General features: G+C 61.9%; 26 protein-coding genes. 9 read left to right on the top strand and 17 right to left on the bottom strand.

From position 1 onward, the window contains the following. Nucleotides 1-2: 2 nt before the first annotated feature. From rnhA to coxB, 14 genes are all read right to left on the bottom strand, one after another. Nucleotides 3-473, bottom strand: a complete 471-nt coding sequence (gene rnhA, locus FAA86_RS03435) for a ribonuclease HI (RefSeq protein ID WP_113460582.1) — start codon at nucleotides 471-473, stop codon at nucleotides 3-5. Continuing rightward, nucleotides 470-1,435, bottom strand: coding sequence for a homoserine kinase (locus tag FAA86_RS03430; RefSeq protein WP_136538386.1), 966 nt, complete (start codon nucleotides 1,433-1,435; stop codon nucleotides 470-472). The genes rnhA and FAA86_RS03430 overlap by 4 nt, the downstream gene beginning before the upstream one ends. Before the next feature lie 116 nt (nucleotides 1,436-1,551). Then, on the bottom strand, nucleotides 1,552-1,986 hold the full coding sequence (locus tag FAA86_RS03425; RefSeq protein ID WP_136538385.1) for a type II toxin-antitoxin system HicB family antitoxin: 435 nt from the start codon (nucleotides 1,984-1,986) through the stop codon (nucleotides 1,552-1,554). Between the two features lie 3 nt (nucleotides 1,987-1,989). After that, complete coding sequence (locus FAA86_RS03420; protein WP_136538972.1) at nucleotides 1,990-2,178, bottom strand: type II toxin-antitoxin system HicA family toxin; 189 nt, start codon at nucleotides 2,176-2,178, stop codon at nucleotides 1,990-1,992. Nucleotides 2,179-2,263: 85 nt separating this feature from the next. Next, nucleotides 2,264-3,262, bottom strand: a complete 999-nt coding sequence (gene ispH / locus FAA86_RS03415; protein WP_377344444.1) for a 4-hydroxy-3-methylbut-2-enyl diphosphate reductase — start codon at nucleotides 3,260-3,262, stop codon at nucleotides 2,264-2,266. 10 nt (nucleotides 3,263-3,272) lie between these two features. Continuing rightward, complete coding sequence (locus FAA86_RS03410) at nucleotides 3,273-3,638, bottom strand: DUF1304 domain-containing protein (RefSeq protein ID WP_113460586.1); 366 nt, start codon at nucleotides 3,636-3,638, stop codon at nucleotides 3,273-3,275. Between the two features lie 73 nt (nucleotides 3,639-3,711). Next, nucleotides 3,712-4,470, bottom strand: coding sequence for an SURF1 family protein (locus tag FAA86_RS03405; protein WP_136538383.1), 759 nt, complete (start codon nucleotides 4,468-4,470; stop codon nucleotides 3,712-3,714). Beyond that, nucleotides 4,463-4,846, bottom strand: coding sequence for a DUF983 domain-containing protein (locus FAA86_RS03400; RefSeq protein WP_136538382.1), 384 nt, complete (start codon nucleotides 4,844-4,846; stop codon nucleotides 4,463-4,465). Before FAA86_RS03400 ends, FAA86_RS03405 begins: the two co-directional genes overlap by 8 nt. Nucleotides 4,847-4,986: 140 nt before the next feature. Further along, entirely contained in the window at nucleotides 4,987-5,862 is an 876-nt protein-coding gene (locus FAA86_RS03395) for a cytochrome c oxidase subunit 3 (RefSeq protein ID WP_113460589.1), read from the bottom strand. A 55-nt stretch (nucleotides 5,863-5,917) separates the two neighbouring features. Then, nucleotides 5,918-6,526: a cytochrome c oxidase assembly protein gene (locus FAA86_RS03390; RefSeq protein ID WP_136538381.1), complete on the bottom strand. Its 609-nt coding sequence runs from the start codon at nucleotides 6,524-6,526 to the stop codon at nucleotides 5,918-5,920. A gap of 14 nt (nucleotides 6,527-6,540) precedes the next feature. Then, the gene (locus tag FAA86_RS25080; RefSeq protein ID WP_136538380.1) at nucleotides 6,541-6,675 is read right to left on the bottom strand and encodes a hypothetical protein; all 135 of its coding nucleotides are present in this window, start codon (nucleotides 6,673-6,675) and stop codon (nucleotides 6,541-6,543) included. Further along, nucleotides 6,675-7,631: a heme o synthase gene (locus FAA86_RS03380; RefSeq protein WP_136538379.1), complete on the bottom strand. Its 957-nt coding sequence runs from the start codon at nucleotides 7,629-7,631 to the stop codon at nucleotides 6,675-6,677. The genes FAA86_RS25080 and FAA86_RS03380 overlap by 1 nt, the downstream gene beginning before the upstream one ends. 90 nt (nucleotides 7,632-7,721) lie before the next feature. Beyond that, nucleotides 7,722-9,389: a cytochrome c oxidase subunit I gene (ctaD, locus tag FAA86_RS03375; RefSeq protein ID WP_136538378.1), complete on the bottom strand. Its 1,668-nt coding sequence runs from the start codon at nucleotides 9,387-9,389 to the stop codon at nucleotides 7,722-7,724. Nucleotides 9,390-9,403: 14 nt separating this feature from the next. Further along, nucleotides 9,404-10,291 carry a cytochrome c oxidase subunit II gene (gene coxB, locus FAA86_RS03370; protein ID WP_136538377.1) on the bottom strand — a complete coding sequence of 296 codons (888 nt, stop codon included), beginning with the start codon at nucleotides 10,289-10,291 and terminating at the stop codon, nucleotides 9,404-9,406. A gap of 326 nt (nucleotides 10,292-10,617) precedes the next feature. Between coxB and FAA86_RS03365 the strand changes: the two genes are divergently transcribed. From FAA86_RS03365 to FAA86_RS03345, 5 genes are all read left to right on the top strand, one after another. Then, nucleotides 10,618-11,148, top strand: coding sequence for an invasion associated locus B family protein (locus tag FAA86_RS03365; protein ID WP_113460688.1), 531 nt, complete (start codon nucleotides 10,618-10,620; stop codon nucleotides 11,146-11,148). Between the two features lie 114 nt (nucleotides 11,149-11,262). Beyond that, nucleotides 11,263-12,678 carry a metalloprotease TldD gene (gene tldD, locus FAA86_RS03360; RefSeq protein ID WP_136538376.1) on the top strand — a complete coding sequence of 472 codons (1,416 nt, stop codon included), beginning with the start codon at nucleotides 11,263-11,265 and terminating at the stop codon, nucleotides 12,676-12,678. After that, nucleotides 12,675-13,100, top strand: a complete 426-nt coding sequence (locus tag FAA86_RS03355; protein WP_136538375.1) for a bleomycin resistance protein — start codon at nucleotides 12,675-12,677, stop codon at nucleotides 13,098-13,100. The genes tldD and FAA86_RS03355 overlap by 4 nt, the downstream gene beginning before the upstream one ends. Before the next feature lie 52 nt (nucleotides 13,101-13,152). Continuing rightward, entirely contained in the window at nucleotides 13,153-13,404 is a 252-nt protein-coding gene (locus tag FAA86_RS03350) for an AbrB/MazE/SpoVT family DNA-binding domain-containing protein (protein ID WP_136538374.1), read from the top strand. Further along, complete coding sequence (locus FAA86_RS03345; RefSeq protein WP_136538373.1) at nucleotides 13,401-13,799, top strand: type II toxin-antitoxin system VapC family toxin; 399 nt, start codon at nucleotides 13,401-13,403, stop codon at nucleotides 13,797-13,799. Before FAA86_RS03350 ends, FAA86_RS03345 begins: the two co-directional genes overlap by 4 nt. A 50-nt stretch (nucleotides 13,800-13,849) precedes the next feature. Here the strand turns inward: FAA86_RS03345 and FAA86_RS03340 are convergent, their stop codons facing one another. After that, the gene (locus FAA86_RS03340) at nucleotides 13,850-15,169 is read right to left on the bottom strand and encodes a D-alanyl-D-alanine carboxypeptidase (protein WP_136538372.1); all 1,320 of its coding nucleotides are present in this window, start codon (nucleotides 15,167-15,169) and stop codon (nucleotides 13,850-13,852) included. A 208-nt stretch (nucleotides 15,170-15,377) separates the two neighbouring features. Continuing rightward, nucleotides 15,378-15,821, bottom strand: coding sequence for a redox-sensitive transcriptional activator SoxR (soxR, locus tag FAA86_RS03335; RefSeq protein ID WP_136538371.1), 444 nt, complete (start codon nucleotides 15,819-15,821; stop codon nucleotides 15,378-15,380). A 77-nt stretch (nucleotides 15,822-15,898) separates the two neighbouring features. Here soxR and FAA86_RS03330 point away from each other — a divergent pair, with 77 nt between their 5' ends. Further along, on the top strand, nucleotides 15,899-17,377 hold the full coding sequence (locus FAA86_RS03330; RefSeq protein WP_167494875.1) for an MFS transporter: 1,479 nt from the start codon (nucleotides 15,899-15,901) through the stop codon (nucleotides 17,375-17,377). A gap of 79 nt (nucleotides 17,378-17,456) precedes the next feature. Continuing rightward, complete coding sequence (locus FAA86_RS03325; protein ID WP_136538369.1) at nucleotides 17,457-18,503, top strand: polysaccharide deacetylase family protein; 1,047 nt, start codon at nucleotides 17,457-17,459, stop codon at nucleotides 18,501-18,503. A 15-nt stretch (nucleotides 18,504-18,518) separates the two neighbouring features. On the opposite strand, the gene pdxH is transcribed toward FAA86_RS03325, so the two are convergent. Next, nucleotides 18,519-19,133: a pyridoxamine 5'-phosphate oxidase gene (gene pdxH / locus FAA86_RS03320; protein WP_136538368.1), complete on the bottom strand. Its 615-nt coding sequence runs from the start codon at nucleotides 19,131-19,133 to the stop codon at nucleotides 18,519-18,521. 65 nt (nucleotides 19,134-19,198) lie between these two features. On the opposite strand from pdxH, the gene FAA86_RS03315 reads away from it, so the two are divergent. Further along, a complete protein-coding gene (locus FAA86_RS03315) occupies nucleotides 19,199-19,654 on the top strand; it encodes an RT0821/Lpp0805 family surface protein (RefSeq protein WP_167494874.1) in 456 nt (151 codons plus the stop codon). A 222-nt stretch (nucleotides 19,655-19,876) separates the two neighbouring features. After that, complete coding sequence (locus FAA86_RS03310; RefSeq protein WP_136538366.1) at nucleotides 19,877-21,142, top strand: DnaJ domain-containing protein; 1,266 nt, start codon at nucleotides 19,877-19,879, stop codon at nucleotides 21,140-21,142. Nucleotides 21,143-21,149 lie beyond the last annotated feature (7 nt).

Genomic DNA, 21,149 nt, shown 5'->3' with positions numbered 1-21,149 from the left:
GTTCACTTCACCATCAGGGACTTCGGGAAGCCGCCCGACTTCTTGAACGGCTCCATGCCTTTTCGGGCGAGTTCATCGGCGCGTTCGTTCTCGGGATGGCCGGCATGGCCCTTGACCCAGTGCCACTTGACCTTGTGACGCTGGTTGGCGGCGTCGAGCGCCTGCCAGAGTTCGCCATTCTTCACCGGCTTCTTGTCGGCGGTTTTCCAGCCGTTCTTCTTCCAGCCGAAGATCCATTTGGAGATGCCATCCATGACATATTTGCTGTCGGTGTAGAGATCGACCTCGCAAGCGTCCTTCAGCGCGTTGAGCGCCGTGATGGTGGCTAGCAGTTCCATGCGGTTGTTGGTGGTATCCGCTTCGCCGCCGGAGAGTTCCTTTTCGACTTCGCCGTAACGCAGGACAGCTCCCCAGCCACCGGGACCGGGATTGCCCGAGCAGGCGCCATCGGTGAAGATCTCGACATGTTTCATGAAATCAGTCCGTATTCGGAGGCATTGGTCACCGCGCGGTGGAAGCGCAGCTTCTTCAGATATTCGAGCGGATCCTTCTTCACCACCAGCGCGCCTTCCGGCGTCGTCAGCCAGTCGTAGAGCCGGGTGAGGAAGAAGCGGAGGGCCGAGCCACGGCACAGCACGGGCAAGGCCGCGATCTCTTCGGCCGAAAGCGGGCGGACCGAGAGGTAGCCTTCGATCATCGCCTTGCCCTTGGTGATGTTGTAGGCACCGTCCTTCTCGAAGCACCAGGCATTGAGGCAGATCGAGAGATCGTAGACGAGGAAGTCGTTGCAGGCGAAATAGAAGTCGATCAGGCCCGAGAGATCGTCGCCGAGGAAGAAGACGTTGTCGGGGAAGAGATCGGCATGAATGACGCCTGCCGGCAGATCCCCAGGCCAGTGGGCGGCGAGGAAATCGAGTTCGGCGCCGATTTCTTCTTCAAGCCCCGTTTCCACCTCGTCGGCACGCGCCTCGGATTTGGCCCAAAGCGTCTGCCAGCCCTCGAGCGACAGGGCATTCGGGCGGGTGAGGTCAAACCCCTCGCCCGCGACATGCATGCCGGCGAGCGCCTTGCCGACTTCGCGGCAATGCTGGGCTTCGGGCTTGCGCAGCCACATGCCCTCCAGAAAGGAAATCAGCGCAGCAGGGCGACCGGAGAGTTCGCCCAGCAACTCGCCGTCCTTGCGCGGCAGAGGCAGCGGGCAGGACAGCCCACGCTCGGAGAGGTGATGCATCAGGCCGAGGAAGAAGGGCAGATCATTGCGATCGACCCGCTTCTCGTAGAGCGTCAGGATCAGCGGCTGCTTTGACGTGTGGAGCAGGAAATTGGTGTTCTCGACACCTTCCGCGATGCCCTTGTAGGAAAGGAGCTCGCCGGCATCATACTCAGCCAGGAAGGCCTTGAGGTCGACTTCGTTGATATCCGTATAGACTGCCACAGGTGAGGTTCCGTGCCGCTTCGATGAGGTCCCGAGTCCTATAACGGGCCGGCCGCCTGTGCCAGCCCTGGAACGACATGGGGCACAGGAAATGGGGCGTCACCGGCAGAGCAGTTTCATGCAGAAAGTGCATAGCCTTTGGCATTGCCGGGATTACCATCGTCTTTCATCTGCCGTTTTGCGGCCTGGGCAAGAAAGCCCGAACGCGTGAGGCCATGCGCTTCGGCATAGGCGTCGATTTCCCGCAGGACATCCTCGGGCAGCGTTATGTTCAGCCTGACGGATTTCTTTGCCTGGCTCTTGAGCGGAATGAGGACCGCAACAGCATCCATGTTGGCCGGGTCGGCCATGATCTGCTCGAGTGAGGAAGGCTCCGGGATTGCTTCACCGTCCTCGACCATGCCCTCGACATGGAAGGCGAGCGCCTCCTCTGCCATCTGGCGTGCATCGTCCAGACTGGTACCGGCAGTCGCGATGCCAGGAAAATCTGGAAAGGATACGCCGTAGTCACTCTCCGGCTCCTTATGAATCAATCCGATGTAGCTGCGCATGGTTTACCTCAGCTTCAAAGCTGCCTGTCTCTCGATACTCTTGAGCGTGCCGATCGGCAGATCCCGCTTCGGATGAGGGACGGTAACCCGGCCGGGCTTCTGAGCATGCTTGAACTGCACGTGGCTCCCTTTTGTTGAGACCACGAACCATCCATCCGCCTTCAATGCCGCAATGACATCAGCGCTCTTCATGCCGATGATAATACACACTCAGTGTGGATTCTGCAAACGTGTCCGCTGCAAGAGCCAGGTACGGCGGACAGCCATCCGCAATGCCTCACCCATTCACCCAGGCCATGTCCTCGCGGGTGAGCTCCACGTCGCGCAGTTCGCGATTGACGAGGAAATGCTCGTTTTCTTCCGCCGTGATGGCAAGCTCGACCTTGGCGTCGAAACGCTCGCGGAAGGCGTCGATGATTTCGTCGACGATGACCTCCGGCGCCGAGGCGCCGGCGGAGATGCCGAGCGTCTTGATCTCGCCGATCTCGGCCCAATCGATTTCCGAGGCGCGCTGCACGAGCAGCGAGCGGGTGGCTCCGGCCCGCAAGGCCACCTCGACGAGACGCTTGGAATTGGAAGAATTCGGCGCGCCGACGACGATGAAGAGGTCGCAGCCTGGAGCCGCGTGCTTCACCGCTTCCTGGCGATTGGTGGTGGCGTAGCAGATGCTGTCGGCCGAGGGGGCCGTGAGGTTGGGGAAACGCTCCGACAGCTTGGCGATGACACCGGCGGTGTCGTCGACCGAAAGCGTGGTCTGCGTGACGTAACCGAGATTGTCGGCATCGGCGGGCTGATAGGCAGCGGCATCCTCGACGGTCTCGACCAGCGAGACGGTACCTTCCGGCAACTGGCCCATGGTGCCGATCACTTCCGGATGACCGGCATGGCCGATCAGGATCACGTGACGACCCAAGCGCTGGTGACGCATGGCCTGTTTGTGGACCTTGGAGACCAAAGGACAAGTGGCGTCGAGGTAGAAGAGGTTGCGGCTCGCCGCATCTTCGGGAACCGATTTCGGCACGCCATGCGCCGAGAAGACGACCGGCTGCTCCCGGTGTTCGGCGGGGATCTCATCGAGCTCCTCGACGAAAATTGCGCCCTTTGCCTCGAGCCCCTCCACGACATACCTGTTGTGGACGATCTCGTGGCGCACATAAACCGGCGCCCCATAGCGCTTCAAAGCCAGGACGACGATCTGGATGGCGCGGTCGACGCCGGCGCAGAAGCCGCGCGGGCCGCAAAGCCTGATCGTCAGAGGGGGGCGGTTCATGTGCATGTTCATGTGGTCAGCCGGCAATCAGGACAGCAAGGATGGCGATGGCCGCCGGAAGCGCCTGGATGACGAAGATCTTCCGCGAGGCCGTTGCACCCCCATATAGGCCCGCGACCAGCACACAGCCAAGGAAAAACAACTGGATTTGATAGCCGAAGGCCAGATCGGGATGCAGCAGGCCCCAGATCAGGCCGGCGGCGAGGAAGCCGTTGTAGAGACCTTGGTTCGCAGCCATCACCTTGGTGGCCTCTGCCTGTTCCGGCTTCAGGCCAAAGGCGCGGCGGCCGGTCGGGGTCGTCCAGAGAAACATCTCGAGGACGAGGATGTAGATGTGTTCGAGCGCGACGAGCGCGACCAGTGTCGATGCGATATAGGACATGCAGTTCCCCCTGCCCGCCTGCGATTCCGGCGGTCTGTCCGACGTCTCTAGCGGAAAAGCCCGAGAGCGACCATCAGCTTCTGCGCTTAACAAGGCCCGCGATGGTGACGGCGACAAGCGCGACGGCAAGGCCGTACCAGGTGATCGCATATTGCAGATGATTGTTCGGCAGGTCGATCTGCGTCACTCCACCCTTCGGCAAGCCACCCGCTACCGGACTTGCGTCCGCATCCAGGAAGAAGGGTAGGACGCGGTCTTCCGGCAGATCGACGGAGGCCGCCATTCGGGCGCGGTCCTTCCAGTAGAAGATGTTGGCCCGCTCGTCGTTCTCCGGCACCAGGGACGAAGGCTTCTCCTCAAGTTCCGCCCGCGCGAGACCTGTGACGGTCTGCTCGCCCGCAATCAGGCTTTCCGGACGACTGGCGGGATCCTTGCGGTCGTAGGGCACGAAGCCACGATTGACGAAGAGGTAGCGGCCGTCGGCGAGCTGCAGCGGCGTGTAAAGATAGAAGCCGGATTGGCCTTCGAAGGTCGCGAGGAAGTGGCGCTCCTTGTCGTGCAGGTACGCACCGCTTGCCGTGGCATGGCGGTAGTCGATGGGCTCTCCTGCGGCGATCAGGCGTTCCAGCTCGGCGACATCCACTGGTGCAGCCTTGCTTCGCTGCTGGATGTCCGTGAGCAGGGTTTCCTTCCAGTGCAGCCGGTTGACCTGCCAGGTGCCGAGCGACAACAGGACAACAAGGGCAATGGGCACGAGCACCAGGCCCGCCCAGAAGCGCCAGGTGCGGCGGTTCTCAGCACCCTTTTCCCCGGTCAGCCGCGTGTCAGCCACGGTCGATTACCCCTTGGGAGGCGTTGTGCTTGTATTGCAGGGCAATGAGCAATGCCTTGAGGAATCGCATGAGCCAGAGCGTGAGGGCCACGCCGAGTGGCGCGAAGACCAGGATGTGCAGCCAGACGGAGGGCTGGTAGGTAAGCTCCACCCAGACGGCAAATCCGACCACAAGCAGATCAGCGAGCAGGATGACGAAGATTGCCGGGCCGTCGCCTGCATCGATCCAGGAGAGGTCGAGGCCGCAGGAGCTGCAGCGGGACTTTGGCTTGGTCAAACCGTCAAACAGCTTTCCGTTGCCACAGCGCGGGCAGGACGCCGTCAGCGCCGCCTTGACCGGATCTACCGGCGGAAATTTCGCGTTGTCTTCGGTCATCAGACCTCTCCTTCATGCTGCTTCTCGTCCCCGGCCAACCCTTAGAGGAAGCCGGGGTTCCCGGCGAGCGCCGGATCGTCGCAGGCCATAACGCATGAAGGGCGGCTTTCGCCGCCCTTCCAAGACTTTCATCACCCGGATCAATGGGCGAGCGGTGCACCCCAATCGCCCCAGATGTAGATGGCGAAGAAGAGGAACAGCCAGACGACGTCAACGAAGTGCCAGTACCAGGCAGCGGCTTCGAAGCCGAAATGCTGCTGCGGCGTGAAGTGGCCGGCCATGGCGCGGAACAGGCACACGATCAGGAAGATCGTACCGACCAGAACGTGGAAGCCATGGAAGCCGGTCGCCATGAAGAAGGTGGCGCCATAGATCGAGTTCTTGAAGTCGAACGGCGAGTGAATGTACTCGTAGGCCTGAACGAACGAGAACAGAATGCCGAGCAGAACGGTCAGCACGAGGCCGGACACGAGGCCCTTGCGGTCGTTGTGCAGCATCGCATGGTGCGCCCAGGTCACGCAGGTGCCCGACAGCAGCAGGATGACGGTGTTGTAGAGCGGCAGGTGCCAGGGATCGACAACCTCGATGCCAACCGGGGGCCACTGGCCGCCGGTGAACTCGACGCGGCTGGCCTGGATCGCCTCGTTGGCGAAGAGGCTGGCGTCGAAGAAGGCCCAGAACCAGGCAACGAAGAACATCACTTCAGAAGCGATGAACATGATCATGCCGTAGCGCAGATGCAGCGACACGACGCGGGTGTGGTGGCCGTCGTGGGCCTCCTTGATCGTGTCGGCCCACCAGGCGAACATCGTGAAGAGCACGATGGCAAGGCCGATGAAGAAGAGCCACGGCGTGGCGAAATCGATGCCGAACAGGTTCAGCGAGCCGCCGTTGAGGTAGCGCATGTAGCCGACGCCACCGAAGGTGAGGACGAAGGCACCGATCGAGGCCAGAAGCGGCCAGGGGCTCGGGTCGATGATGTGGTAGTCGTGGTTCTTCTGGTGCGCTTCGGCCATTTCAGCAATCCCCGAATGTCAATTTCATTACGAGTTCCGGCGAACCGGAGCCCTCTCACAGTTTCGGCTGTTCCTTGTCTTCCCCGACCGACAATGCGGCCACCGGCTCCTGATCATCGCGCGGGTAGAAGGTGTAGGACAGGGTAATCGTGCCGATGCCCTTGGTCTCCTCCGCCTCGACGATGGCGGGATCGACAAAGAAGACAACAGGCATTTCGAGTGTCTCGCCCGGCTGCAACGTGGTCTCGGTGAAGCAGAAGCACTGGACCTTGTTGAAGTAGGCACCGGCTTCGCCGGGGGTGACGTTGAAGATCGCCTCCCCCGTGACCGGGTGGGAGGAATTGTTGGTCGCGGTGTACATGATCTGGACGGTCTCGCCGATCCTCGGCGTCACCTTCTTGTCGACCGCCTTGAAATCCCAGTTCAGACCGGAAGAGGCATTGGCGTCGAAGGTGACGTTGATCGTCCGATCCAGGACCACTTCCGACATCTGCTCAACCCGCTGGGTCGTGCCGCCATAACCGGTGACCTGGCAGAAGAGCTGATAAAGCGGAACGGCCGCATAGGCCATGCCGACCATGCCACCGACGAAGACGACGCAAGCGGTCGCCACGCCGATATTGCGGCGGTTCGAAACCTTCGTGTTGTCGTTCTGTACAGTCACGGTGCGAAGCCTCGTTAACCCACGTTACCGATCTTGATGATGGTCACAACGTAGAAGATGACCACAAGCACTGCGAGGACCACGCCGAGCGCGATGTTGCGGCCGCGGCGGGACTTCTTCTGCTTCTCGTTCAATTCCACGGTGTCCATCAGGCGGCACCTCCGAAGCTTGCCGCGAGCGGCGCGACATAGAAGTCGATCATCAGAGCCGAGAAGATCGCGAAGAGATAGAAGATCGAATAGGCAAAGAGCTTCTTGGCCGGGACCATCTTTTCATCGCCGTCGGCCATGCGCCAGACGGCGATGGAACAGTGGATGAAGACGGCGCCGAGAAGGGCTGCGACAATGCCGTACCCGATCGAGGACAGGCCGGTGAAGGTCGGCAATACGCCGGTGACGGCGGTCAGCACGGCATAGACCGCGATCTGGCGCTTGGTCGAGGGGATGCCCGCGACATTCGGCATCATCGGCACGCCGACCGCGCCGTAGTCCTTCATCTTGAAGAGCGCGAGCGCCCAGAAATGCGCCGGCGTCCAGAGGAAGATGATCATGAACAGGATGAAGCTGTCGAGCGACACGCCGCCGGTGACGCAGGCCCAGCCGACCATGGGCGGGAAGGCCCCGGCCGCACCGCCGATCACGATGTTCTGCGGCGTCGAGCGCTTTAGCCACATCGTGTAGACGACGGCGTAGAAGAAGATCGTGAAGGCGAGCAGGCCGGCTGCGAACCAGTTGACCGCGAGGCCCAGCAGACCGACCGAGAAGACCGAGAGAACGAGACCGAAGGCAAGCGCCTCTTCCGGCGTGACGCGGCCTGCGGGAACCGGGCGGGTCGCCGTGCGGCTCATGACGGCATCGATATCGGCATCGTACCACATGTTGAGCGCGCCGGAGGCCCCTGCCCCGACCGCGATGCAGAGAATGGCGATGAAGCCGATGATGGGATTGATTTCGCCCGGCGCGAGGACAAGGCCTGCAAGCGCCGTAAAGACGACGAGCGACATGACACGCGGCTTGAGGAGCGCGAAGAAATCGCGCGGGCCGGCTTCGGACAGGCGGACTTCGCCTTCGATGCCGAATACGTCGCGATTGTCGATGACCGTCATGCTTCCGAATTCCGTCTTTCGTTGGTTTTGCGGGCGCCGCGATCCTTGAAGACCGCGGCGCCCGATATCATTGGGCAGATCAGGTGCTGCTTACTTGATCTTCGGCAGCTGTTCCCACTGGTGGTACGGCGGCGGCGAAGACAGCTGCCATTCCAGCGTGGTCGCACCTTCACCCCAGGGGTTGTCGCCGGCGACGCGCTTCTTGGCGAAGGCTTCGAAGACGCCGTATAGGAAGACGAGAACCGCAAAGGCCGAGATGTAGGAGCCGATCGACGAGACATAGTTCCAGCCGGCATAGGCATCCGGATAGTCGATGTAGCGGCGCGGCATGCCTGCGAGGCCGAGGAAGTGCTGCGGGAAGAACACCAGGTTGACGCCGATGAACATAATCCAGAAGTGCAGCTTGCCGACGAACTCGTTGTACATGTAGCCGGTGATCTTCGGGAACCAGTAGTACCAGCCGGCGAAGATCGCGAAGACGGCGCCGAGCGACAGAACGTAGTGGAAGTGAGCCACGACGTAGTAGGTGTCATGGAGCGAGCGGTCGAGACCGGCGTTGGCGAGCTGAACGCCCGTGACGCCACCGACCGTGAAGAGGAAGATGAAGCCGATGGCCCAGACCATCGGGGTCTTGAAGCTCAGCGAACCACCCCACATCGTCGCGATCCAGGAGAAGATCTTGATGCCAGTCGGCACCGCGATAACCATCGTTGCGAAGAGGAAGTAGCGCTGAGCGGCAAGCGACAGGCCGACCGTATACATGTGGTGTGCCCAGACGACGAAGCCGACGGCACCGATGCCGACCATGGCGTAGGCCATGCCGAGGTAGCCGAAGACCGGCTTCTTCGAGAAGGTCGAGACGATGTGGCTGACGATGCCGAAGCCGGGCAGGATCAGGATGTAGACTTCCGGGTGACCGAAGAACCAGAACAGGTGCTGGTAGAGAACCGGGTCACCACCGCCTTCGGGCGAGAAGAAGGTCGTGCCGAAGTTGCGGTCGGTCAGAAGCATGGTGATGCCGCCGGCGAGAACCGGGAGCGACAGCAGCAGAAGGAAGGCAGTGACCAGAACAGCCCAGGCGAAGAGCGGCATCTTGTGCAGCGTCATGCCCGGAGCGCGCATGTTCAGGATCGTGGTGATGAAGTTGATCGCACCGAGGATCGAAGACGCACCGGAGACGTGGAGCGCAAAGATCGCAAGGTCAACGGCCGGCCCGGGCTGGCCCGAGGTCGCAAGAGGCGGATAGAGCGTCCAGCCACCGCCGACGCCATAGGCGCCTGCCGGACCTTCGACGAACATCGAAAGCACGAGCAGCAGGAAGGCCGGGACGATCAGCCAGAAGGAGATGTTGTTGAGGCGCGGGAAAGCCATGTCCGGAGCACCGATCATGATCGGGATCATCCAGTTGGCAAAGCCGCCGATGAGCGCCGGCATGACCATGAAGAAGATCATGATCAGGGCGTGCGCCGTCGTGAAGACGTTGTACATGTGCTTGCCGCCGTCGATGGCAGCGTCACCTTCGAAGCCGTAGACCATGGACGCCAGACCGTGGAAGATCTGGATGCCCGGATCCTGCAGCTCCATGCGCATGGCAACCGAGAGAGCGGCACCGACGATACCCGCCACGATCGCGAAGATCAGGTAGAGGGTGCCGATGTCCTTGTGGTTGGTCGACAGGAACCAGCGAGCAAAGAAGCTCGGCTTATGGTCGTGATGTGCGCCGTGCGCGTGTTCGTCGTGGGCAACAGAGCCAGCCATTGACCTCACTCCTCTCAGTTCGTGATGTTTTCAGCCGTCTGGACGGCGGCGGGAGCGCCATCGACAGCAGCCATAAGAGCGCGGTTGGCGCCGGAGAGATCCGAGGTCGCAGCCTGGAGCCAGGTCGCATACTGCTCGTCTGAGACCACGCGGATGGCGATCGGCATGAACGCATGGTCCTTGCCGCACAGCTCCGAACACTGGCCATAGTAGAGACCTTCACGGTCGGCGCGGAACCAGGTCTCGTTCAGACGGCCCGGGATGGCGTCGATCTTGATACCGAAAGCCGGCATCGCGAAAGCGTGGATAACGTCGGTCGGGGCAGCGGTCACGAGCAGGCGAACCGTCTTGCCGACGGGTACGACGACTTCGTTGTCCACAGCCAGGAGACGCGGATAGCGGGCGACGTCTTCCTTGCCGATGGCTGCACGGTCGGTGTCCTTCAGCATGTAGCTGTCGAAGGAGACGGCCTGCTCGCCTTCATACTCATAGGACCACAGCCACTGGGTGGCGGTCGCCTTGATCGTGACGTCGGGATTTTCCGGCATCTTCAACTGATAGGTCAGCAGGTTGAAGGACGGGATCGCGATGGCGAAGAGAATGAGGACCGGAGCCACCGTCCAGACGATTTCGATCGCCGTGTTGTGGCTCGTCTTCGACGGCACCGGATTGGCGGCGGCGCGGAACTTCACGACCACGAGGATCAAAAGAATCAGAACAAAGATGGTGATCGGAACGATGAACCACAGAGTGTACTGCTCGAACCAGCTGTTGAACTCCATGATGGAGGTCGCTGGTTCCTGCATACCCATCTGCCAGGGCCTCGGCTGATCGGCGAAGCCTACAGAAGCGAAAAGCAGACAGGCCAAGCCGGCCAAGGCTGCATAGGTTCTCTTCATCACGGTTTGGTCTCCCACAAGCGCTTGATCCACATCAAACCATAGCGCAAAAATCATGCTAGTGTCGCCGTTTCAAATCACAGATTGGCCGCAATCGCAATACGCCCGCGCGAAAGCCGGTGCGGCATTTTTGCGCTTCATCAAATACATGCGCCCGTGATGCACAGGCTTTCCCCAGATGCACCCGCAGGAGGCGCATGATTGCGCTTCCACCCGGCAAGCGAAGTCCCAATTATGCCGCACTCGGCCTTAAAACAGGCATCGGGGCTTCCCATTTGCACCCCCCGGCGACAAGAATGTCGGCAATGATTCGTTTTCCAGAGGTTTTCATGGGTCTGCCAAGACTTGCCTGGTCCAGCCTGACCGCGAGCGCCGTGCTGATCGCTGCACTCGCCACACCAGCCCAGAGCCAGCAACCCCAACAACAGCCGGGCTCGATCCGTTCCAATCATGGCGCCTGGTCTGTCATCTGCGACAAGCCGGCGGGCGCTGCAGAAGAGCAATGCGCCCTGATGCAGAACGTCATCGCCGAAGACCGGCCGGAGGTTGGCCTTTCGGTCGTCGTGTTGAAGACGGCCGACCGCAAGGCTCGCATCCTGCGCATTCTCGCCCCGCTCGGCGTGCTCTTGAAGGACGGGATGGAGCTCTTCGTCGACGGCAACAATATCGGGCGTGCCTATTTCACCCGCTGCTTCTCGGAAGGCTGTTATGTCGAGGTCGAGATCGACGAGGAGCTGATGAAGATCCTGCGCGCCGGCAAGGCCGCGGTCTTTGCGCTGCGCGAATCTGCTGACCAGGACCGCGTCGGTATCCCGATCGAACTGGCGGGCTTCGGCGAAGGTTACGACAAGCTGCCCTGAAGCCACATCCGGTCGCCGGATCGTGATGACATTCCATCCAGGGGCAAGTCCGGCGGGCTTGCCCCTTTTTCGTGGCGCGCCTACATGCAGAGACCAGCGCCCAAGGAGACTTGCATGACCCAGGACCTTCTCTCCCTCTTCGATTGCGACGAAGCCACGCTGACGCGTCGCGTCGCCGATGCACTCAAGGGCGCAGACGACGGAGAGCTCTTCGTCGAGCATGCGCAGGCGGAATCGCTGACCTTCGACAATGGGCGCCTGAAGGGCGGCTCGTTCAATACCGACCAGGGGTTCGGCCTGCGGGCTGTCGCCGATGAGGCCGTGGGTTATGCCCATTCCGGCGAACTCTCGCTCTCCGCCCTTTCCCGGGCGGCCGATGCGGTGGGCGCGGTGACACACGGCTATTCCGGCTCCTATGCAACGGCGCCGCAGCGGACGAATGCCAAGCTCTATGGCGACGGCAACCCGATCGGCTCGCCGACCTTCGAGGAGAAGGTGAAGCTCTTGTCCGAGATCGACGCTTATCTGCGCGACAAGGACCCCAAGGTGCGGCAGGTGACGGCAACCGTCGGCGCCAGCTGGCAGGTTGTGGAGATCCTGCGCGCCGACGGTCACCGGGTGCGCGAAATCAGGCCGATGACCCGCATCAACATTTCCGTGGTCACGGGTGCGGGAGACCGCCAGGAAAGCGGCTCCTTCGGGGTCGGCGGGCGTATGGGCTTTCAGGATTTCCTGACCGAAGAGAGCTGGCGTCGGAGTGCCGACGAGGCGCTGCGGCAGGCACTGGTCAATCTCGAAGCTGAGGAAGCGCCGGCCGGGACGATGGACATCGTGCTCGGCAATGGCTGGCCGGGTGTCATGCTGCACGAGGCGGTCGGCCACGGGCTGGAAGGTGACTTCAACCGCAAGAAGACATCGGCCTTTGCCGGGCTGATGGGCGAGATGGTGGCGGCCCCCGGTGTGACCGTCGTCGATGACGGCACGATCAACGACCGGCGCGGCTCGATCACCGTGGACGACGAAGGCACCCCCTCCGGCTACAATGTGCTGATCGAGAACGGCAAGCTCGTCGGCTACATGCAGGACCGGCAGAATGCCCGCCTGATGGGCATGAAGGCGACTGGCAATGGCCGTCGCCAGGGTTATGCCCACCAGCCAATGCCGCGCATGACCAACACCTACATGCTCTCGGGCGACAAGACGCCGGAAGAGATCATCGCATCGGTGAAGAGAGGCATCTATGCCGTTTCCTTCGGCGGCGGCCAGGTGGACATCACCTCCGGCAAGTTCGTCTTTGGCTGCACCGAGGCTTACCTCATCGAAAACGGCAAGATCGGCGCGCCGGTCAAGGGCGCCATGCTGATCGGCAATGGGCCGGACGCGATGAAGCGCATCACCATGATCGGCAACGACACGAAGCTCGACACGGGCGTCGGCAATTGCGGCAAGGCCGGCCAGTGGGTGCCCGTCGGCGTGGGCCAGCCGCATCTGAGGATGGACCAGATCACGGTGGGCGGGACGAAGGCTTGAGGGTGAATGGGCTCGTCGCCGAACTCGCCGTTGGCGACTGGCGGGCGAGCCGCGAATTCTACTGCGACCTGATCGGATTTGAGGTTGCCTATGAGCGGCCGGAGGAAGGCTTCAGCTATCTGACGCTTGGTGAGGCACAGCTGATGATCGATCAGATCGGCATTGGGCGCACGTTCGAGATCGATGAGGCGCCTTTGGAACGGCCTTTCGGGCGCGGGCTTAATCTGCAGATCCTGGTGCCGAGCGTAAATGACATCCTCACCCGCCTCGCTGCGGCAGGGGTGCCGCTTTATCTGCCGCTCGAAGAGAAATGGTATCGCCGGGATGACCATGAGGTCGGCAACCGCCAATTCGTCGTTGCGGATCCGGATGGCTACTTGCTGCGGCTGTTCGAGGACATGGGACCCCGTGCCCTGCCTTGAGCAGCTTGCCGGAATGTAATTTTCCATTACAATTCAGGTGAAGGAGTGTCCCATGACATCGCTTACGGTCACCATGAAGGGTCAGGTTACGCTGAAGCGGGAGCTTCTGCAGCATCTCGGGATCAAGCCGGGAGAGAGGATCGCGCTGGAGAAGTTGCCGGGCGGTGAATTGCGTGTTCGAGCTGAACGTCCAGCAGGAACCATCTCATCGTTTATCGGCCGTCACGCCGGCAAAATGAAGAAGCCGCTCACTGTTGACGAGATCAACGAGATTGCAGCGTCCGGCTGGGCCGACGAGAAATGAACATTTCGGTCGACACGAATGTCCTGATCCGTGCCGTTCTCCAAGATGACCCCGTTCAGGGAGCGGCTGCAGCCAGGATCATGTCCGAAGCCTCGCTGATTGCGATCTCCCTGCCCTGCCTCTGTGAATTCGTCTGGGTTCTCAGGCGCGGTGCGAAATTGTCTGTGAGCGAAGTGGGGCAGTCGATCCGCGATCTCCTGGAAGCGGAGAATGTCGCGATGAACCGTCCGGCAGTCGAAGCCGGGTTGGCCATGCTGGAGGCAGGCGGCGATTTCGCCGATGGCGTGATCGCTCATGAGGGCAGATGGCTAGGCGGCGAATTGTTCTATTCGTTCGACAAGGACGCGGTCGCACTGCTGACGAAGATCGGTCAGCCTGCAGACATCCCTGACTAACCTGCTGATCGGACCAAGCTGTCAAATGACGATCCGAGTGGGCCGAACACTCACCCCCGTGCCGGCATCAGCACGCAGTCGTAGCGCTGGCGGACCAGCTTGTCGCAGGCGGTGCGGGCTTCTTCCTTGTTGTCGAAGCCGGTGAAGCGGGCGCGGTAGAAGGTGATGCCGTTGCGGGTGACCATTTCGGTATAGGTGTCGAGGTCCTGAAGCGGGCCGCCGACCTTCTGGCGGGCCTGGGAGAGGAGATCCATCGCTGCCTGGGCGGAGGTCGCGGCGGCGATCTGGATCTGCCACTTGCGCTCGGTCGAAGCCGGGAGCGTGTTTGCGGTGTGCTGCGGATCGACAGGGGCGAAACGGCTTGCCGGGGTGGGCACGAGTTCGGCCGGGACGGGCGTGCCCGCCGAGGGAGCATACGCCGATGCGGTTTCGGGCGCGGAGACGCCGGTGACGCCGGCCAGGCTCTGGACTGCGGCAAGGGCCGACTGGCGCGACGCCGGAACCGGCACTTCATCACCAAGACGGGCGATATCCATCTGAACGCCCGTCGAGCGGGAGACCAGAAGCTGGCTGCCGGTCGAGGCCTTCTTGATGTTGGCGTCGATCAGCCGCTCCATGATCTTGTCCCGGCTGGCGGCCGTGCGACCGCCCATCACCACGCCGATCACGCGGCGGCCATCCTTTTCCACGGCGCTCACGAGATTGAAGCCGGATGCATTGGTATAGCCGGTCTTGATGCCGTCCATGCCCTTATAGCGATACATCAGGTTGTTGTGGCCGCTGATCGTCTTGCCGCGGAACTTGAAGCTCTTGGTGGCGAAGAGTTCGTATTCCTTCGGAAAGTCGCGCATCAGGGCGACACCGAGGGTCGACATGTCGCGGGCCGTGGTGAACTGCTGGTCATGCGGCAGACCTGAGGCATTGAAGAAGGTGGTATTCATCATGCCGAGCGAACGGGCCTTGCGCGTCATCAGCGCGGCAAAGCCTTCCTCGCTGCCGCCCAGCTTTTCGCCGACGGCGGCCGCCGCATCGTTGGCAGACTTCACGATCATGGCGAGAACCGCCTCGCGCACGGTGATCGAGTCACCGGCCTTCACGAAAAGCTTGGTCGGCGGGCGAGAGGCGGCATGTTTCGAAAAGGGAACCGGGCTGTCCCAGCTGAGCTTGCCTGCCTTGATGGCGTCGAAGACCATATAGACCGACATCATCTTGGTCAGAGAGGCCGGATGATTGAGTGCGTCGGGATTTTCGGAGGCAAGAACTTCGCCGGTGCGGGCATCGAGGAGGAGTTGGGCACTGCCTGCGTGAGCTGCGCTCGAGAGGGAGAGGATCGCCACGCAAAACGAGAACGCGATCAACAACTTGCTCATGAAAACTCCAATGCCGCCCGGATTTCAATGATGACTGTGACAGGCTCGATTCGATCGATCCGCCGTCTTGAGGTTGAGGCCCTATGGCAAGAATGGGGCGACAATCAGCCGATCGGGATCAAATGCGACCATCATTCCACATAACGTCGCTCGAACATGGTGAATGGAAGGTTAACCGCTCGGGCGAATGCTGACAGTGCCATTGCCGTCACCGTGACAGCGTAACGGCACCGGTACCCTGCTCGGCGAGTACGTCCGAGGGATTGATCAATTGGCAGCGCTGCATCGATAGGCAGCCGCAACCGATGCAGCCATCGAGGTCATTGCGCAGCCGTTCGAGCACCCGGATGCGCGCATCGAGCTTCGACGCCCATCCGGTCGCTATCTGCCGCCAGTCTTCCGCTGTCGGCGTTCGGCCTTCCGGAAGTGCCGACAAGGCATCCGCGACCTCCGACAACGGCAGCCCCACCTCCTGCCCGGCCCGGATCAGGGCGAGCCGACGCAGCACGTCGCGGCTGTAGCGACGCTGGTTTCCGCCGGTCCGGTCGGCCGAAATCAGGCCTTTTCGCTCATAAAAATGGATAGCCGAGACGGCGAGACCGGTGCGTCTGGCAACGTCTCCGACGGTCAGATGCAATTTCTGTTTGCCCATGACTTTACCTCAACTTCGGTTGAGGTTGTAGCATGACCCGAAATCGCGTCCAATCGCAGTCTGCAGAGAGAGCCTCCATGACCGAAACCGCCACCGACACGCTTGTCGACCTGTCCGAAAATGGCAGCGTGGAACCTCCACCAGTGATCCGGACCGAGTGCGGATGGCACGAGCTGCTTCTGCCAGCGCATCTCGCAACCACCCTGATGTTGAGCATGGGTGTCGCCCTCTTCGCCTTCAACAGCTTCTTCGTCTCGACCGTGCTGCCCAGTGCGATCGCGGAGATCGGTGGTGGTCACCTCATTGCCTGGTCGGTGTCGCTTTATCTGATCGGCTCGATCGTCGCGGGCGTGACGGCTGCCCGGCTCAAGCAGCGCTTCGGTGCGCGGCGCGTTCTTGTTGTCGCAACGCTTGTCTTTCTCGGCGGGACACTGACGGCCGCTCTTGCCGATACCATGGAGCAAGTCCTCCTCGGGCGGGTCGGACAGGGGCTCGGCGAAGGCGTGGTTGCCGCCATCTGCTACGCGCTCATCCCGGCGCTCTATCCGTCCCGCCTGGTGCCCAAGGTCTTCGGTGTCGAAGCCATCGTGTGGACCTGCGCTTCGTTCGGCGGACCGTTTGCATCCGGCTGGCTTGCCGAAAGCTTCTCTTGGCGGACCGCCTTCCTGATCAACCTACCCCTGGGGCTCGTCTTCTTGCTGCTTGCCTTGATCACAGCGCGTACACGCGAGAGCCTTGGCGAGCAGGCGCCCGTGCCGATCGCTCCGCTCGTGATGCTCGCCGTGGGGCTGCTCATGATCCTGTCATCCGGCGTGGCCCAGGGGGTGTGGCTGTCCGCCATGCTGTTGGTCTTCGGGCTCGCGCTGCTTGGCCTCAGTGTTCGCCAGGATCGGAGATCGCGCTCTAGCCTGATGCCGCATACCGCGTTTGGCCTGACATCCACGGTCGGAGCCGGACTTTGGCTGGTGCTGCTGATGCCGGTGGCGCAGGCGACAAGCGGCGTCTATTTCGTCTTCGGTCTGCAGCGTGGCTTCGGTTTCGGTCCGCTCGCCGCCGGCGGTCTTGGGGCCATCATGGCGATGAGCTGGAGCCTCGTTGCGGTTCTCATTGCCCATGTCGGGACCGCAGGCGCGCGGCGCCGCGCCATCGAGGCGGGTCCGGTGCTGCAGTTTGCCGGAATGGTGATCGTTGCTGCAGGGTTCCACTGGAGCACGCTGCCGCTCCTCGTTGCAGGGCAGATCGTCGTCGGCGCGGCCTTTGGCGCGAGCTGGGCTTTTCTCAGCCAGATGTTAATGGAAGCGAGCGTTCCTGGCGAGCGTGACAAGACGTCGGGGCTCATTCCGACGCTTCAATCGGCGGGTTTTGCAATCGGTGCGGCCTTCGCCGGTCTGGCGGGCAACAGTCTGGGCTTAGCAGAGGCGACGGCAAGCGACACATCGCGGGTCGCGTTCTCGACAACATTCCTCATTCCGGTGCTTTGGACGATCCCTGCCATGCTGCTGGCTCGACGTGCCACCCGCCTGGCTGCGGAGCGGCCGCATTCGCCACAATATTGAGCCGATGTGTTGAACCTCGCTTAAGGACTCGAGAGGTAGCCTGCCTGATATTGCGGACAATGATGTTTCAGGCGGGGTCATGGCGGGACGGTTCAAACAGGCGCTGAAGCGAGCGTCGATCACGGCTGGGTTGGAGTTTTCCTTCCTGCTGTCCAGGCTCGGCGCCACCCGCGGTCTTGAAGGGCGTGGCGTGATCTTTACGCTGCATCACGTTCATCCTGAAAAGAGCGAGGCCTTTCAGCCGAACCGGCATCTTTCGATCACGCCGGACTTTCTCGATGCCGCGATCCGCATCCTGGCCAGGCGCGGCTATCGTTTCATCGGCCTCGACGAGGTGCCGGCCGCCCTTGCGGAGCCGGACGGGGCTCAGCCCTTCGCCGTCTTCACGCTCGATGATGGTTTCCGCGACAACCGCGACCATGCCTTGCCGGTCTTCGAACGCCATGGCGTGCCCTTTACGATCTTCGTCTGCAAGGGGCTTTCAGAACGCAGCCATACGATGTGGTGGGATACGCTTGGCGCGCTGATTGCAGCCCGGCCGCGGGTGGCGCTTTGCCTGCCGGCGGGGCGGATCGACCTCGATTGCAACTCTCTGAAGGCCAAGACGGCGGCGTTCGATGCGGTTGCCCGCATGCTGATGGCGGGAGACGAGGCGAAGGGTGTGGCGCAACTCGATGCGGCAGCCAATGCCGCGGGCATCAATCCGCATGCGCTAGTCTCCGAAGCGGTGATGGACCGGGAGGAGCTGACAGCGCTTGGCCGAAACACACTCGTCTCCTACGGCGCGCATACCGTCAGCCATCGCGGTCTTGCCGACTTGAACGACGACGATCTGCTCAGAGAATACAATGACAGCGCCGAATATGTGGCCGGCATCACCGGCACGCGGCCTGTTACTTTCGCCTACCCCTACGGCGATGCGCGCAGCGCCACACTGCGGACGGCGGGATACGCCGATTGGGCGGGTTTCAAACTCTCGGTGACGACGCGGCCGGGCACGCTGACACCGGCTGCCATGGCGAGCCCGCAGCTTCTGCCGCGGATCTCGCTCAACGGGCTCTACCAGAAGTCTCGCTATGTCGAGGCGCTGGCTTCCGGTCTGCCGTCGAAGCTCGTCGGCGGCTGAGCCCCTCCCCTCTGCTCAAGGATACATTCTGACCTTCGACCAGCCGTCGCCGTCGCGGCGGAATTCGATGCGGTCGTGCAAGCGGAACTTGCGGTCGTGCCAGAATTCGATCGATCGCGGGATGATGCGGAAGCCCGACCAATGGGGCGGACGCGGCACGTTGCCGAGCGCATATTTCGCCGTGTATTCGGCGACCGCCTTTTCCAGCGCGAACCGGCCTTCCAGCGGACGCGACTGCTTCGACGCCCAGGCACCGATGCGGCTGCCGAGCGGGCGGGACTGGTAATATTCGTCAGCCTCGGCGTCGGAAACCACCTCGACATCACCCCTCAGGCGGATCTGGCGGCGCAGCGATTTCCAATGAAAACACATTGCTGCCTTCTTCTGGCCGAGAATTTCCTGTCCCTTCTGGCTCTCGAAATTCGTGTAAAACACAAAGCCTCTGGCATCGAACCCCTTGAGAAGCACCATACGTACATTCGGAAGCCCGTCCTCATCCACGGTCGCGAGCGCCACCGCATTGGGATCGTTGATCTCCGAGGCCTCGGCATCCTTCAGCCAGGTCGCGAAGAGGGCAAAGGGTTCGCTCTCTTCGGTGAAGTCACCACTTGTTAACCCGATATCTGACATATTGTGTAAAATGCTCCCGATATGCATATTGGCCGCGGATGACGAAGCACTGGATCCTAGGCCCGTTGAAAGACATAGCAAAGTCGGTCGAGCGTACAAAGGGTTGGTGCATGCGTAGAAGCTCGATCTTGCTCGTCATCGCTGCGACACTTCCGCTCAGCGGGTGCTTCGGCAGCAGCATGGACCTCTTCGGTTCAGACACCGTCGACAGCTCGATTTCCACCTCCACCATCGCCAAGAAGGGCAATGGCACGAGCCATTCCGACGAACTCACGGTGCAAAGCGCAGTGTCTTCGGCCGACCTTTCCAAGACGGATGGAAAGCCTTTGCCCTGGGCGAACGCCACGACCGGCAGCGCTGGCGTGGTCACCGCGATCCAGGAGGAAAAGGGTGACGGCGTCATCTGCCGCAACTTCTCCACCACGCGCCATTCCTATGAAGGCATCGCCTATTTCTCCGGCAAGACCTGCACCTCCGGCACCGGGAACTGGCAGCTCATGAGCTTCGACCGCCAATCGTAAACGGCGGATCGATTTCGGTCGCATTCGAAAGATTTGCTTAAGCAAACTCGAAGAAATAGCCCGCCCTGCCCCGATGCGGCGTAACCTTCGATTAGCAACTCCCGTGCGACGCTCCTTCCAACTGTAGCAATCGTCTCCGCATGAATTTCGCGGAGCGGCGTAAAATTTCGCGGATGGGCGCCATGATCGGGCTCTTCCGCATGAGGTGTGTTGGTGTCCTCGATGCGTGATTTCTACTCGATCCTCGGCGTGAAGCGCGATGCAGGCGCAGATGAGATCAAGGCCGCCTGGCGGACCAAGGCGAAAACAGTGCATCCGGACCAGAACCGGGACGATCCGCAGGCGCATAACCGCTTCGCTGAGATCGGCCGTGCCTATGAAGTGCTCAAGGATCCGGCCAAACGCAGCCGGTATGATCAACAACGCATGAAGGTCGAAGCCTTGGAACGCGAACAGACGATCATGCAGCAGCGCCAGGCAGCGCGCGAGGCAGCCGAAAAGGCGAAGCAGGCCAAGGCGAATGCCGAACGCGTGCTGGAAGAGCTCGCCCGCGCCGAGGCGGAGAAAGCCAAGGCAGATGCCGCGCAGGCCGCGCAGGCGGCAAAAGCCAAGGCCGCGAAGGATCAGGCCGCCGAGACCAAAACCAAGGCGCAGGCCGGCGCGTCGAGCGACAGCGCCGAGACGACCGCTGCCTCCGGCGCCGAGAAGGCGGCAGCAGGCGGTGCCTCTGCCGGCGCCTCACAAGGGGCAACGGCATCGGTTGGCGGGACGGCGTCCGGCACCGAGGAAACGGTCTCCCGCATCTTCGGCGACAGTCCGGAAGCGGCTGCAGCCGCGGAGAACCTGCGGCGCGAACAGGAGGCGGCCGATCTTTCCGAGGGGCTGCCGCTCAAGCCTGCTGCCTCGCCGCTGCTTGCGCCGATCGAACTCTTCAGCTCACTGGTCCGCCGCCTGCGGGGTGCGCCGCCGCCGATGCCGGAAAAGGCCCCTGATATCTTTGCCGAGGCCGTCGTTGCGCTTACCGATCTGCTTGACCAGAAATCCGTGCCGATCACGCTGAACGATGGTCGCGAAGTGCGCGTGCCGCTCGAAGGGGTGACCGACGGCCATGTCGTTCGCCTGAAGAACCAAGGCCTCAAATTCCAGGGTCTGCAGCGGGGCGATGTTGCCGTGACCATCAAGGTGGCCAAGGCAGAGCGTTTCCTCGTCGACCAATTCGACATCCGCACCGTGCTGCCGATCACGCTCGAAAATGCCGTGCTCGGCTGCGAAAGTCAGGTGGAAGGTCCCGATGGCACCATGGTGTCCGTGACGGTTCCGGCATGGTCTAATTCCGATCAGGTGATCCGCATCGACGAACTCGGCCTTCCCAATGGCGAAGGCGGGCGCGGTGCGCTTGTGGTAGAACTGCGGGTCATGCTGTGGGAAAAGCCGGACGAGAAGGTGACGGATCTCATGCGCCTCATGCGCGAAGGGCTTTACATCTGATCTCGTC

The sequence above is a fragment of the Rhizobium rosettiformans W3 genome (genome assembly GCF_004912135.1).
Taxonomy (GTDB): domain Bacteria; phylum Pseudomonadota; class Alphaproteobacteria; order Rhizobiales; family Rhizobiaceae; genus Allorhizobium; species Allorhizobium rosettiformans.
The sequence above is the reverse complement of the archived record's forward strand: the minus strand, read 5'-3'. Positions and strand labels throughout refer to the sequence as shown.

Coding starts and splice junctions, on each gene's coding strand:
- FAA86_RS03380 (WP_136538379.1), bottom strand. CDS start 7,631: ATGACGGTCATCGACAATCGCGACGTATTCGGCATCGAAGGCGAAGTC.
- FAA86_RS03310 (WP_136538366.1), top strand. CDS start 19,877: ATGCGTGATTTCTACTCGATCCTCGGCGTGAAGCGCGATGCAGGCGCA.
- FAA86_RS03330 (WP_167494875.1), top strand. CDS start 15,899: ATGACCGAAACCGCCACCGACACGCTTGTCGACCTGTCCGAAAATGGC.
- FAA86_RS03340 (WP_136538372.1), bottom strand. CDS start 15,169: ATGAGCAAGTTGTTGATCGCGTTCTCGTTTTGCGTGGCGATCCTCTCC.
- soxR (WP_136538371.1), bottom strand. CDS start 15,821: ATGGGCAAACAGAAATTGCATCTGACCGTCGGAGACGTTGCCAGACGC.
- FAA86_RS03345 (WP_136538373.1), top strand. CDS start 13,401: ATGAACATTTCGGTCGACACGAATGTCCTGATCCGTGCCGTTCTCCAA.
- rnhA (WP_113460582.1), bottom strand. CDS start 473: ATGAAACATGTCGAGATCTTCACCGATGGCGCCTGCTCGGGCAATCCC.
- FAA86_RS03325 (WP_136538369.1), top strand. CDS start 17,457: ATGGCGGGACGGTTCAAACAGGCGCTGAAGCGAGCGTCGATCACGGCT.
- FAA86_RS03365 (WP_113460688.1), top strand. CDS start 10,618: ATGGGTCTGCCAAGACTTGCCTGGTCCAGCCTGACCGCGAGCGCCGTG.
- ispH (WP_377344444.1), bottom strand. CDS start 3,262: ATGCACATGAACCGCCCCCCTCTGACGATCAGGCTTTGCGGCCCGCGC.
- FAA86_RS25080 (WP_136538380.1), bottom strand. CDS start 6,675: ATGGACACCGTGGAATTGAACGAGAAGCAGAAGAAGTCCCGCCGCGGC.
- FAA86_RS03350 (WP_136538374.1), top strand. CDS start 13,153: ATGACATCGCTTACGGTCACCATGAAGGGTCAGGTTACGCTGAAGCGG.
- FAA86_RS03420 (WP_136538972.1), bottom strand. CDS start 2,178: ATGAAGAGCGCTGATGTCATTGCGGCATTGAAGGCGGATGGATGGTTC.
- FAA86_RS03395 (WP_113460589.1), bottom strand. CDS start 5,862: ATGGCCGAAGCGCACCAGAAGAACCACGACTACCACATCATCGACCCG.
- ctaD (WP_136538378.1), bottom strand. CDS start 9,389: ATGGCTGGCTCTGTTGCCCACGACGAACACGCGCACGGCGCACATCAC.
- tldD (WP_136538376.1), top strand. CDS start 11,263: ATGACCCAGGACCTTCTCTCCCTCTTCGATTGCGACGAAGCCACGCTG.
- FAA86_RS03400 (WP_136538382.1), bottom strand. CDS start 4,846: ATGACCGAAGACAACGCGAAATTTCCGCCGGTAGATCCGGTCAAGGCG.
- pdxH (WP_136538368.1), bottom strand. CDS start 19,133: ATGTCAGATATCGGGTTAACAAGTGGTGACTTCACCGAAGAGAGCGAA.
- FAA86_RS03410 (WP_113460586.1), bottom strand. CDS start 3,638: ATGTCCTATATCGCATCGACACTGGTCGCGCTCGTCGCGCTCGAACAC.
- FAA86_RS03425 (WP_136538385.1), bottom strand. CDS start 1,986: ATGCGCAGCTACATCGGATTGATTCATAAGGAGCCGGAGAGTGACTAC.